This is a genomic window from Pelagibacterium xiamenense, from assembly GCF_021166475.1.
In the GTDB taxonomy this organism is placed as follows: domain Bacteria; phylum Pseudomonadota; class Alphaproteobacteria; order Rhizobiales; family Devosiaceae; genus Pelagibacterium; species Pelagibacterium xiamenense.
In genome coordinates, this window is record NZ_JAJOYS010000002.1 from 291,874 (window position 1) to 304,243 (window position 12,370).

Below are 12,370 nucleotides of genomic sequence, written 5' to 3' on the forward strand. Positions count from 1 at the left end.
CAAAACCGCATGCCAATCCAGGGTCAGGAACGCCTCATGCATCAAAATCTTGCCATCCCCGACGCGGTCTTCCAGACCTTCGATGTCCGCTCCGACCCGGCCCAGGTCGCGCCCCGCCTTGCCGCGCTGCGCGCGCAGATCGCCGAGCAGGGTCTCGATGGCTTCCTTGTCCCCCGCGCCGACGTGCACCAGGGCGAATACGTCCCCGATTGCGATGCGCGGCTCGAATACGTCACGGGTTTCACCGGCTCGGCCGGCCTCGCCGCCATCGGAACCAGAACCGCCGCGCTCTTCGTCGACAGCCGCTACACCATCCAGGCGCCCCAGCAGACCGACACCGCGCTGCTGACCGTCGTCGACACCACCGACACCAGGCCCGGCCAATGGATCGCCGACCACTTCTCCACCGGCGCCCGCATCGGCTTCGACCCGTGGCTCCACACCCACGGCCAGATCACCGAACTCGAAAAGCCGCTCGCCGCCGTCGGCATCACCCTCGTCCCCTCGAAAAACCCCGTCGACGCCATCTGGCAGGACCGCCCGAAGCCGCCCCAGGGTCCGATCGAGGTGCTCGGCCACAACCGCACCGGCCTTTCGAGCGCCGACAAGCTCGCCCAGCTGCGCGAGACCATGCAGGCCGAAGGCGCCGACGCGGTCGTCCTCACCCTGCCCGAATCCTTGTGCTGGCTCTTCAACATCCGCGGCCGCGACGTGCCCCACAGCCCGTTCGTGCTCGGCTTCGCCATCGTTACGGAGAAGGGCACGCCGACGCTCTTCGTCGACGCCTCGAAACTTGTCGAAGACCACCGCGCCGCGCTCGCAGGCGTCGCCGAGCTCGCCGACAAATCCACCTTCGAAGTCGCGCTCTCGGCCCTCGCAGCGCAGGGCAAGTCCGTCTGGTTCGATCCCGCGACCGCACCCAGCCAGGTCCGCACGCTCCTTGCCGAAGGCGGTGCCAGCCTCGTCGAAAAGCGCGATCCGGTCCTCCTGCCCAAGGCCAAAAAGAACGCCGTCGAACTTTCGGGCATGCGCGAGGCCCAGCGCCACGACGCCGTCGCGCTCGCGCGCTTCCTCGCCTGGTTCGAAAAGACCGCACCCGGCGGCGCGCTCACCGAGATCGACATCGTCAAGAAGCTCGAAGCCTTCCGCCGCGACGCCGGCGCGCTCGACGTCAGCTTCGACACCATCTCGGGCTCCGGCCCCAACGGCGCCATCGTGCACTATCGCGTGTCGGAAAAGTCCAACCGCACCCTCGTGCCCGGCGAACTGATGCTCGTCGATTCAGGCGCCCAATACGCGACCGGCACCACCGACATCACGAGAACCCTCTCCACCGGCCCGGTCACTCCGGCCCAGCAGGACCATTTCACCCGCGTCCTGAAGGGCATGATCGCCATCTCCCGCGCCCGCTTCCCGGTGGGCACCACAGGCGCCCAGATCGACATCCTCGCGCGCCAGTTCCTCTGGCAGGCCGGCCTTACCTACAATCACGGCACCGGCCACGGCGTCGGCGCCTACCTTTCGGTACACGAGGGCCCCGCCGGCATCTCCCCGCGCTACGCCATCGCGCTCGAAGAGGGCATGGTGCTCTCCAACGAGCCGGGCTTTTACCTCGAAGGCCAGTACGGCATTCGCATCGAAAACCTCGTCGCGGTCAAAAAAAGCGGGATCGGCGAAGGCAGATATCTCGACTTCGAGACCCTCACCCTCACCCCCATCGATACCCGCCTGATCGACCTCTCCCTTCTCGAACAGGCCGAGCGCGACTGGCTCAACGCCTACCACACCCGCACCCGCGACGAGATCGGCTCGCTGCTCGATGGCGAGGACAGGGTCTGGCTCGAAAAGGCGACTGAAGCGATCTGAAGCGCTTAAGGCCGTCCGGCGCGCGCGTTCAGTTGAACCAGAACGCATAGCCCCAGATCGCATTCCCGAAGACCGCGTTGGCCGCTTCGAAATGCTCGGGCCCCGCCACCGTGCCCTCGCGCATGAACGGCAGCGCGCCATACCCGGTGAGGATCATCACAGCGTCGGTTCTCTCGGCCTCGGTGAAATACGCGTCGAGGTCGAAGCCGCGCTCCGGGAACCGCCAGTGCGGCAGCAGCAATTCGCCCGAAACGATCGCCTCGAAGGCATCGAGCGTTTCGAGCCAGGCGCTCACCATCGGCTTGGTGATCCGCATATCCTCGTGAACCGGCGTTTGCGCCGGCGCCGGCATGAATTCGAGATGATCGTCGGTCTCCGCAATGATCGCCTCCCAGTTCCGCCGCGACAGCGATACGATCTCGAAAAGCCGGTCCTGCACCCCCGTAAGCCGCGCGCGATCGACGACCGGCCAGTTGAGCGTATGGACCCCGGCAATGGCATCGGCCATGAGCATGTCCGTTTCGGGGTCCGACATGATGCTGCCGCGTCCGGCATTGTCCATGGGCAGCCCCGCACCGGGGAAAACCCGGTGCATAGCCGCGTTGAACGTCATCTCGAAATCGTGCGCGAGCAGAAAATCCGCCTGCGCCGCGAGCACCTGGCTGTAACCGGCCAGCCAGATCGCATCGGCCGCATCGAACGCAAAGACCGCCTCGGGCAGCTCGGCCGGCGCATCCGCGCCCAGCGCGCCGCCCAGGCTCGCGGCCTGGTTGAGGATCGCGCCCACGGTTCCCTGATCGTCGCCCACGCCGTCCCCGTCGAGGTCGAACCGGATTCGCATCACGTCGATCTCGACCGGCGCCCCGTCCTGCACCGCCGCATCGACGAGTTGCTCGTGCGCGCTGTCCATCGCCGCAACGAACGCATCGAGATGGCTTCTCAACTGCGCGTAATCGAGCGGCGCGGCCGGACGCTGCGGCGCCTCGGGCGGCGAAAATGCCCCCATGAACGGCGAAACGACAATACCGCGCTCGGGATCGAACCCGTGCCGCAGCATCGCCTGCGCGAAATCCTCGACACCGGTCAGAAAGATCAGAAACCCGGCCCCGAACGCGGCCTCCGCATCACCCTCCGCCGCCCGCGCCTCCATCTCGGCCAGCCCGTCCGCGAGCGAACCGGCGTAAAGGTCCGCCCGCAACACCGCCGCCGTATCGCTTTCCTGCGCCATCCCGGCCGAATGCAGCGCCAGGATCAGGCCAAGAACGAAAGCTATAGTCCGCATCGCGTCCTCCCATACGGCTTGCGCCGCCTATTGCACCAGATCGAACCAGTCGTCTTCCGATATTACCTGGACGCCGAGGCTTTCGGCCTGCTTGAGCTTGCTGCCCGCCCCCGGCCCGGCAACCACGAGATCGGTCTTGGCCGACACCGAGCCCGAAACCTTGGCGCCCAGCCGCTCGGCCATCGCCTTGGCTTCCGACCGCGTCATCCGTTCCAGCGAGCCGGTGAACACCACCGTCTTGCCCGCCACCGCGCTATCGGCCGCCGCCGCGACCGCGTAAACCTGCGGGGTCACCTCGGCAAGAAGATCGTCGATGGCTTTCTCGTTGCGCTCATTGGCAAAGAACGCGCCGACCGATTGCACGACCGTTTCCCCGATCCCGTCAATCCCCAGAAGCGCCGCTCGCGCCTCCTCCTCGCCATGGCCTGCCGCCTGCGCCGTCTCGCGGAACGCCGCAAAAGTCCCGAACGTCTTGGCAAAGAGCGTCGCTGTCGTTTCCCCCACGTGACGAATACCCAGCGCGAAGATAAACCGGTCGAGCTCCGGCTCCCGCCGCGCATCGATCGCGTCGAAGAGCTTTTTGACCGAGGTCTCCCCCCAACCCTCCTGGTCCTTGAGTTTTTTAAGGCTGCGCGCGTCCCGCTCCCTGAGCGTAAAGATGTCCGCCGCCTGCATGACGCGTCCGTCCGCATGGAAGGCCGCAATCTGCTTGTCCCCGAGCCCGTCGATATCGAGCGCGTCGCGCGAGACGAAATGCTTGAGCTGCTCGACAGCCTGCGCCGGACAGATCAATTCGCCGGTGCACCGCCGCCGCGCATCGAGCTTTCCGGTCTTGGGATGCGCCTCGCGCACGGCCTCGGACCCGCATTCGGGGCACTGATGCGGAAATGCGTAGGGCACCGAATCCGCCGGCCGTTTCTCGGGCACGATCGCGACAATCTGCGGGATCACGTCCCCCGCCCGCTGCACGATCACCGTGTCGCCCACCCGGATATCGTACCCGTCGCGGATCGGTGCCCCGGTACTGTCGCGCCCGGCAATATAGTCCTCGTTATGCAGCGTCGCATTTTCGACGACCACTCCGCCCACGGTCACCGGCTGCAATCGCGCCACCGGCGTCAGCGTACCAGTCCGCCCCACCTGGATATCGATGCCGGTGAGGATCGTCGTGGCCTGCTCGGCCGGGAACTTGTGCGCGATCGCCCAGCGCGGCGCCCGCGCGACGAACCCCCAGCGCTCCTGCAGCCTCAGATTGTCGAGCTTGTAGACGACCCCGTCGATATCGTACCCCAGCGTCGCCCGCTGCGCCTCGATCCGCCGGTAGTGCTCCAGCATCTCCTCGGTCGATGTCGTCCGGATCATCAGCGGATTGACGACGAAGCCGAACGCGCCCAGCTTCTGCACCGCCTCATACTGGGTTTCCGCCAGCGGCGCGCTCAGTTCGCCCCAGCCATAGGCGAAGAATTTCAGGTTCCGCTTGGCCGTGACCGCGGGGTCCTTCTGGCGCAGCGATCCCGCCGCCGTATTGCGCGGATTGACGTAGTCCTGCCCCCCCTCCGCCGCCGAGCGCGCCTTGAGCGCCGCGAAATCGGCGTGGGTCATATAGACCTCGCCGCGCACCTCCAGAACGTCCGGCCAGCCCGATCCCGCAAGCTTTTTGGGAATATCCCCGATCGTCCTGAGATTTTCGGTGATGTCCTCGCCCTCGGTTCCGTCCCCGCGCGTCGCCCCGCGCACGAAGACCCCGTTCTCGTACCGCAGCGACGCGGAAAGCCCGTCGATCTTGGGCTCGGCGGTAAAGGCCAGCTCGAGCCCCTGCTCGCGCTCGAAGAATTTCCGCCCCCGCGCAACGAAGTCCGCGACGTCATCGTCGTCGAACGCATTGCCAAGGCTGAGCATCGGCACCGCGTGGCGCACCTTGGCAAAGCCTTCGGCGGGCGCCGCGCCCACCTTCTCGGACAGCGAATCCGCCCGCCGGATCTCGGGGAATTTCGCCTCGATCTCGAGATACCGCCGCTTGGCCGCGTCGTATTCCGCATCGGTGATTTCCGGCGCATCCTCCTGGAAATACGCCTTGTCGGCGCGCTCCAGAACCGCGTGCAGCCGGTCGAGCTCGGCCCTGGCCGCCTCGGGCGTCAGATCGGTGATCGCGGTATCGGCACTCATCGTAACTCCGGACCTGGATTAATCCCGGCCGCCGCCGGAAACACAACACGCGCGCCGGCGAAAGGGCCCGCGGCAGGCAGCCCGCCGGTCGCCCCCGAACGCCGCGCCCTCACGCCGAAACCTCGCTCATCAGCCGCCTTGCCGCCGCGCGCGCTTCTTCGGTGATCGTCGCACCGGCGAGCATCCGAGCCACTTCCTCGCCACGCGCGTCCGCGTCGAGCGGTTTGACATGCGTACGCATGAACGCCCCCTCCTCGATTGCCTGCTTTTCGATCAGGAGATGCGTCCTGGCCCGCGCCGCCACCTGTGGCGCGTGCGTCACCGACAGAACCTGCACCGCATCGGCCAGCCGCGCCAGCCGTTTCCCGATCGCATCGGCAACCGCCCCGCCGACACCTGTATCGATTTCGTCGAAAATCAGCACCGGCACCGATCCCTTGTCGGCAAGCACCACCTTGAGCGCCAGCAAAAACCGCGAGAGCTCGCCCCCCGACGCCACCTTCATCATCGGCCCCGGGCTCGTGCCCGGATTGGTCTGCACGTGGAATTCGATCTGATCGTACCCGCTCGCCGCGATCTTGTTCTCGTCCACCTGCCGGTCGACGATGAACCGGGCGGATCCCAGCTTGAGGTCGGGCAGTTCCTTGCCCACTGCCTTTGAAAGCGCCGCCGCCGCCTTTTCCCGCGCCTTGCTCAGCGCCGCGGCGGCCTTGTGATACGCCGCTTCCGCCGCCTTCATCTCCGCTTCGAGTGCGGCCAGCGTCTCCTCCCCGCTTTCGAGCGCGGCCAGATCCGCCTCGAACTGCGCCAGGATATCGGGCAGCGCGTCGCACTCGACCTGATGCTTGCGCGCCGCCGCACGCAGCGCGAACAGCCGCTCTTCGACCTGTTCGAGTTCGCGCGGGTCGAACGCCATCTCCCGCCGGATGCCGTCAAGCGCCTCGTTCGCGCCATCGAGCGCCACCAGCGCCGCATCGAGCGCCTCCGCCATCGGCTCGAACAGCTTGGCTTCCGCCTCGCTCTTGCGCGTCAGCCGCCGCAACAGCATCGCCAGGGCCGGTCCCGGCGCATTGGTCCCGTTGAGAATTTCGTCCGCATCGTTGACCTCGCCGGCGGCCTTCTCCAGTCCCATCAGCCAGCCGCGCCGTTCCGAAAGCGTCTCCTCTTCCCCCGGCTCGGCCTTGAGTGCGCTCAATTCCTCGACGACGTGGCGCGCATAGTCTTCTTCCTGCGCCGCCTTTTCCACCCGCGCCCGCTGCGCCTCCACCGCACGCTGCGCCTCGGCGAACGCCGCATGGGCCGCCCGCACCGCCTCGCGTTCCATGCCCAGTCCGCCGAATGCGTCCAGCAGCGCCCGGTGCGTCGCCGCGTCGATCAGCGCGCGGTCGTCATGCTGCCCGTGCACCTCCACAAGCAGCCCGCCGACCGACCGCAGCAACCCCGCCGACACCGGCTGGTCGTTGACGAAGGCCCGCGTGCGCCCGTCCGCGTGCTGCACGCGCCGCAAGATGATATCCGCATCGTCCGCGATCTCGTTTTCGCGCAGCAGCATCCGCGCCGGATGGTCATGCTCGAGCGAGAGGACGGCGACCACCTGCCCGCTATCGGCACCCTCGCGCACCAGCGCCGCGTCGCCGCGCCCCCCGAGCGCCAGCGTCAGCGCGTCGAGCAGGATCGACTTGCCCGCGCCGGTCTCACCGGTCAGCACCGTCAGGCCCTGCTCGAAGCTGAGATCGAGCTGGTCGATAAGAACGATATTGCGGACCGAAAGCGTGCTCAGCATCGCCCAACCGGCTCCCTATCTTTCGCGGACAGGTGAGTCATATCCCCTTCGTCCCCCGCTCGGCAAACGCCCGAACGCCTCTTCCACGCCTTTCGCGCAATGAGAATAAAACAAGAACATTTATCGCAATCCGTCAAGCCGGACCAATCGACAAAAAAGCCCCGACACACATGCATCGGGGCTTGATCTTGCGAGAATGCGGTCTGGCCGGCTAGCGCGACAGCCAGTTCCCCGCCACCATCTGCGGGCTCAGGCCCCGGTCCTGCAACAGGCTGAACGCGCGGCCATACCATTCGCTCGCCGGATAGTTCGTACCCAGCACCGCCGCAGCCGTCTGCGCCTCGCTGGCCAGCCCGAGCGACAGATACGCCTCAACCAGCCGGTAGAGCGCTTCTTCCACATGGGTGGACTGCTGATGGTCCTCCACCACCGCGCGGAAGCGGTTGATCGCGGCGGCATAGTCCTGGTGCCCCAGATAATAGCGGCCCACCGACATTTCCTTGGCGGCAAGCTGGTCGCGCGCCACCACCATCATCGGCTTGGCTTCCTCGGCATACCGGCTGGTGGGATAGCTCGAAATGAGAAGCTCGAAGGTATCGATCGTATCGGCCGCGAAGGTCTGGTCGCGCGTCGCGTCCGGGATCTGCTGGAAATACGAACTGCCCTTCAAAAAGATGATATAGGGCGCCTCGGAGGACTGCGGATAGAGCGCCAGGAACCGGTCCGCCGCGAGCGCCGCCTCCTCATACCGGCCGAGCCGGAAATTGGCGAAGGTGATCATCACCTTGGCGCGCTCGTTATAGTCCGAATAAGGATGCTGCCGCTCGAGCTTTTCGAGATCCTCGATCGCCGAGATATAGCGGTTGGCCTCCATATGCCCCACCGCGTCGGAATAAAGCTCGTCCGCCGGGATGATCGGCTCTTCGGGCTTGGAAAAGAACCCGCCCCCCGAGCACGCCGCAACGATGGTCACAAGCGCCGCCGCCAGACCGAGGCGAAGACTGGCCACAAGGGTTTTCGACCTGGCTGAAATGCTCACGAAACGCTCCGTCCTCAATGCGCAACAACAATGATGCGGGGCGATTGGCCGCCCCGCGATCCCCCTGCTAGGGGCAGATATGATCAAAACTGTGACGGTTTATGGCCTATTCAGCCGATCGAACGCAAGTAAGGCTTCAAAACCATTGCCTCGGGCAGGTCCTCGAGCGCTTCCATTTCGAGTGGCAGGGCGTCGGCCTCCACCACCTCGAAATTCTGCTCGCTGGCAAAGAGCGACTGCAGCACCAGCGCATTGAGCCCGTGCCCGCCCTTGTAGGACCGGAACCGCCCGTAGATCGGTTTGCCCGCGAGAGCGAGGTCGCCGATGGCGTCGAGCAGCTTGTGGCGCACGAACTCGTCCTCGTAGCGCAGCCCGTCCGGGTTGACGATCCGCTCGTCCTCGATGGCGATGGAATTCTCCATGCTCGAGCCCAGCGCATAGCCCGCCTGCCGGAGCACCTTGGCCTGCGAGACGAACCCGAAGGTCCGCGCCGAAGCGACGTTCTCGATGAACTGGCGCGGCGACCAGTCTAGGATCATCCGCTGCCGGCCGATAACGTTGGAATTGAAATCGATCTCCACGTCGAACGCCCGCCCGTTATAGGGCTCGAGCGTTGCGAACGCATCGTTCTGGCGCACCGTGACGGTCCGCAATATTCTGATGAAGCTCTTGCGCGCCGGCTGCACGGAGATCCCCGCCGCCATGATCGCCGACGCAAACGGCGCCGCGCTGCCGTCGAGGATCGGGCATTCCTCGCCCTCGACCGTGATCAGGGCATTGTCGATCCCCAGCCCGTTGAGCGCGGAAAGAACGTGCTCGACCGTCGCGACCGATGCCGAATCGCCAAGGTCGACGACCGTGCATAGCGACGTCCGCGTCACGCGCGAATGACCGATGTTGACCGGTCCGATCTTCCGTCCGTCCGCCAGCACGCGCTCGATCCTGTAGCCGCTGTCGGCGCCGGCCGGGGATAGGGTTAATTTGGCGGGCTTGCCATTGTGGACGCCGATGCCGGCGAACTCGACGGGTGCATTGAGCGTGCTTTGGCGCACGACATAGTTCTTCATAAAAACTCCCGGGCAATGAGGTAGGGCCGCCCGCACATTTGAACGTGTCCGGAAAACGTGGGTACCACTCCATCGGTTTCCAACACGTGACCGTTCGAGAACTACAGCATGTTGTGACGGATCCAGCGCAACGCAACATGCCCCTATCAAATGCTCTTTAACGAAAAACGATCCGACGGGGAACCCCGCCGGATCGTCAACACCTGACCGATGCTTTACAAACTAGCCGTGGCGGCGCAAAAACGCCGGAATTTCAAGCTGTTCCGATGCCGCCGGCCGCGACGCGGGTTGCCGCCCGTGCGCATCCGCCTGCCCCGTCGCACCCTCGGTGTGACGCGGTGCCGCAGGACGCGAGGGCGCGGCCTCGATGGCGCTGCGCGCTGCCGCATCGTCGAACTCGGGCTGGCGCCTGTCCATTTCGTGCTCGTGCTCGCCGTCACCGCCCAGATTGAGCCCGACATTGGAGGCGAGCCGGCGGAAAAGCGCCCGCGCGTTGCGCGGTTCTTCGGTTTTCGGCTGCTCCATCTGCCGGCGGGCGACATTGGGCATTTCCTCTGCGCGCGGCATGCGCCGCTGCGGCGCCGGACGCTCGGCGCCCGAAGGCACATACGGCCGGGGGGCCTCGGCTTCGGCGGCACGCGGCGTCTCATCGACGGCATGCTGCGGCGCCGGAGCGCTCGGCACATAAGGTTCGATCGTAACCCCGCTGTCGTCCTCGGCCTGCATCTTGGGCGCAGCCCGGCCTTCGCGGATGGCACTGGCGACGGCGGCTTCGAACTGCTCGTCGCTCATATGCGCGGCGACTTCCGGACGCGGCGCCTGCTGCGGCTCGGCCGGTTTGGGGGCCGCGGCAGGGGCTTCGGCCGCCGGACGGCGGGCCTGGAGCGCGGCACGGTTGGCGTTCGGCTTGACCGGGTCGAGCGCCTGGACCATCAGCGCATCGGTGCCTGTTGCCACAACCGACACCCGGATCTTGCCCTCGAGGGAATCGTCGAAGGTCGCGCCGAGAATGATGTTGGCGTCCGAATCCACTTCCTCGCGGATGCGGCTTGCGGCCTCGTCCACCTCGTAAAGCGTCATGTCCTTGCCGCCGGTAATCGAGATGAGCAGCCCCCGCGCGCCCTGCATCGAAACGTCGTCCAGGAGCGGATTGGCGATCGCCGCCTCGGCGGCGTGCCGTGCGCGATCCTCGCCCTCGGCCTCGCCGGTGCCCATCATCGCCTTGCCCATGCCGCGCATCACGGCGCGCACGTCGGCGAAGTCGAGGTTGATGAGCCCTTCCTTGACCATCAGGTCGGTGATGCACGCAACGCCAGAGAACAGCACCTCGTCGGCCATCGCGAACGCGTCGGCGAACGTGGTCTTCTCGTTGGCGACCCGGAAGAGGTTCTGGTTGGGTATGACGATGAGCGTATCGACGTGCCGGTGCAGTTCGTCGATGCCCTCTTCGGCAAGCTTGAGCCGCCGATTGCCCTCGAACTGGAACGGCTTGGTCACCACGCCCACAGTCAGGATGCCCTGCTCGCGCGCGGCGCGTGCCACCACCGGTGCCGCGCCGGTCCCGGTGCCGCCGCCCATGCCCGCGGTGATGAACACCATGTGCGAGCCCGAAAGGTGGTCGTTCAATTCGTCGAAACTTTCCTCGGCCGCCGCGCGTCCGACTTCCGGATGCGAGCCGGCACCGAGCCCCTCGGTAACGCCCACGCCAAGCTGTATGACGCGCTGCGCGCGCGAAAGCGCCAAGGCCTGCGCATCGGTATTGGCGACAACGAACTCGACCCCCTCGAGCCCGGAATTAATCATGTTGTTGACGGCGTTACCGCCCGCGCCCCCAACGCCGAACACCGTTATTCTCGGCTTGAGTTCCTGGATTCCCGGGATCTGAAGGTTGATGGTCATATTTGGCCCCATAGTGGCTGTGTGACCAAGATTTAGCCCCCAATTCGTTAACCGGGCCCTAACAAATCTACCGATTTCATTAACTACACTGCAATTTGCGAGCCTTGACAGCCGCAAAGTCACCATCGGTTAACCCTGATTTGTTCCCGTAGGCAAACGCCCCCGCCGAGCCGCGGATTGATGCGGGCCGCATTTTGTCGGATGCTCCCCTGGAGAGACTGAGGAACGGGTTATGACCGGGCACCGCATCTATGCCATGAGCTTTGCAAGCGTCTATCCCCTCTACGTTGCCAAAGCCGAGAAAAAAGGGCGCACCAGGGCCGAGGTCGACGAGATCGTCCAGTGGCTGACCGGGTACGACGCGCAGGGCCTCGACCGCAGTCTCGCCGATGGCGTCAGCTTCGAGGATTTCTTCGCCCACGCGCCGCACCTGAATCCCGCACGCGTGCACATCACGGGCGTCATCTGTGGCGTACGCGTCGAAGAGATCGAGGAGCCCCTCATGCGGGAAATCCGGTACCTCGACAAACTGGTCGACGAGCTCGCACGCGGCAAGTCGATGGAAAAAATCCTCCGCAAATAGCCCGCTTTACGCGCCTCGCCTCCCCGCGCGCCGCCCCGTGGCCCGCCGCGCCCTGTGTCGTTCCGGGGGGGCGTCGCCGGAATTCAGCCACGCGCGCTGTCCGGCGCGTGAAATGCCGTCCTTCCCCACCCATTGACTCCATTCAAAACCTATTTATTATATAACCTATTCGATATCTAAAGGAGCATGCATCATGTCCAGGATCACGCCGAGCCTCTGGTTCGACAACAACCTCGAGGAAGCCATCGAGTTCTACGCCTCGGTCTTCCCCGGCACCAAGATCCACGGCACCACCCGCTACGCCGAAGGCGGCATGGGCGAGCCCGGCGCGATCATGACCGGCGATTTCGAAATCCTCGGCCAGCGCTTCAACGCCATCAACGGCGGCCCGCACTTCAAATTCTCCGAGGCCATCTCCTTCATCGTCTCCTGTGAGGATCAGGCTGAGGTCGACTATTACTGGGACAAGCTCACGCAGGGCGACGGCGCCGAAAGCCAGTGCGGCTGGGTCAAGGACAAGTTCGGCGTCTCATGGCAGATCGTCCCCCGCGCCCTCTACCGCACGGTGACCGGATCGGACCCCGAAGGCGCAAAACGCGCGACCGCAGCCATGCTCAAAATGAACAAGCTCATCGTCGCCGATCTCGAAGCTGCTTATGAGGGACGGGCCTGACCCACGCTCATG

At 65.5% G+C, this 12,370-nt stretch carries 9 protein-coding genes; 3 read left to right on the forward strand and 6 right to left on the reverse strand.

The window, feature by feature from the left end; genetic code table 11:
* Positions 1-36 precede the first annotated feature (36 nt).
* The gene (locus LSG43_RS09415; RefSeq protein ID WP_231803441.1) at positions 37-1,866 is read left to right on the forward strand and encodes an aminopeptidase P family protein; all 1,830 of its coding nucleotides are present in this window, start codon (positions 37-39) and stop codon (positions 1,864-1,866) included.
* A 28-nt stretch (positions 1,867-1,894) separates the two neighbouring features.
* Here LSG43_RS09415 and LSG43_RS09420 read toward each other — a convergent pair whose 3' ends face one another.
* From LSG43_RS09420 to ftsZ, 6 genes are all read right to left on the reverse strand, one after another.
* Complete coding sequence (locus LSG43_RS09420) at positions 1,895-3,148, reverse strand: hypothetical protein (RefSeq protein ID WP_231803443.1); 1,254 nt, start codon at positions 3,146-3,148, stop codon at positions 1,895-1,897.
* A gap of 27 nt (positions 3,149-3,175) precedes the next feature.
* Positions 3,176-5,314, reverse strand: coding sequence for an NAD-dependent DNA ligase LigA (gene ligA, locus LSG43_RS09425; protein WP_231803445.1), 2,139 nt, complete (start codon positions 5,312-5,314; stop codon positions 3,176-3,178).
* 109 nt (positions 5,315-5,423) lie between these two features.
* Complete coding sequence (recN, locus tag LSG43_RS09430) at positions 5,424-7,097, reverse strand: DNA repair protein RecN (RefSeq protein ID WP_231803447.1); 1,674 nt, start codon at positions 7,095-7,097, stop codon at positions 5,424-5,426.
* A gap of 211 nt (positions 7,098-7,308) precedes the next feature.
* Entirely contained in the window at positions 7,309-8,136 is an 828-nt protein-coding gene (locus LSG43_RS09435; protein ID WP_231803449.1) for an outer membrane protein assembly factor BamD, read from the reverse strand.
* A 110-nt stretch (positions 8,137-8,246) separates the two neighbouring features.
* The gene (gene lpxC / locus LSG43_RS09440; RefSeq protein ID WP_231803451.1) at positions 8,247-9,203 is read right to left on the reverse strand and encodes a UDP-3-O-acyl-N-acetylglucosamine deacetylase; all 957 of its coding nucleotides are present in this window, start codon (positions 9,201-9,203) and stop codon (positions 8,247-8,249) included.
* Between the two features lie 222 nt (positions 9,204-9,425).
* Entirely contained in the window at positions 9,426-11,102 is a 1,677-nt protein-coding gene (gene ftsZ / locus LSG43_RS09445; protein ID WP_231803453.1) for a cell division protein FtsZ, read from the reverse strand.
* A 232-nt stretch (positions 11,103-11,334) separates the two neighbouring features.
* Between ftsZ and LSG43_RS09450 the strand changes: the two genes are divergently transcribed.
* Both LSG43_RS09450 and LSG43_RS09455 read left to right on the forward strand, forming a co-directional pair.
* Positions 11,335-11,685, forward strand: a complete 351-nt coding sequence (locus LSG43_RS09450; RefSeq protein ID WP_231803455.1) for a DUF2200 domain-containing protein — start codon at positions 11,335-11,337, stop codon at positions 11,683-11,685.
* A 193-nt stretch (positions 11,686-11,878) separates the two neighbouring features.
* Positions 11,879-12,358: a VOC family protein gene (locus LSG43_RS09455; protein ID WP_231803457.1), complete on the forward strand. Its 480-nt coding sequence runs from the start codon at positions 11,879-11,881 to the stop codon at positions 12,356-12,358.
* Positions 12,359-12,370: the final 12 nt, after the last annotated feature.

Excerpts from the sequence above, each read along its gene's own strand:
- lpxC (WP_231803451.1), bottom strand. The coding sequence starts at position 9,203 with ATGAAGAACTATGTCGTGCGCCAAAGCACGCTCAATGCACCCGTCGAG.
- LSG43_RS09450 (WP_231803455.1), top strand. The coding sequence starts at position 11,335 with ATGACCGGGCACCGCATCTATGCCATGAGCTTTGCAAGCGTCTATCCC.
- LSG43_RS09455 (WP_231803457.1), top strand. The coding sequence starts at position 11,879 with ATGTCCAGGATCACGCCGAGCCTCTGGTTCGACAACAACCTCGAGGAA.
- LSG43_RS09420 (WP_231803443.1), bottom strand. The coding sequence starts at position 3,148 with ATGCGGACTATAGCTTTCGTTCTTGGCCTGATCCTGGCGCTGCATTCG.
- recN (WP_231803447.1), bottom strand. The coding sequence starts at position 7,097 with ATGCTGAGCACGCTTTCGGTCCGCAATATCGTTCTTATCGACCAGCTC.
- ligA (WP_231803445.1), bottom strand. The coding sequence starts at position 5,314 with ATGAGTGCCGATACCGCGATCACCGATCTGACGCCCGAGGCGGCCAGG.
- LSG43_RS09415 (WP_231803441.1), top strand. The coding sequence starts at position 37 with ATGCATCAAAATCTTGCCATCCCCGACGCGGTCTTCCAGACCTTCGAT.
- ftsZ (WP_231803453.1), bottom strand. The coding sequence starts at position 11,102 with ATGACCATCAACCTTCAGATCCCGGGAATCCAGGAACTCAAGCCGAGA.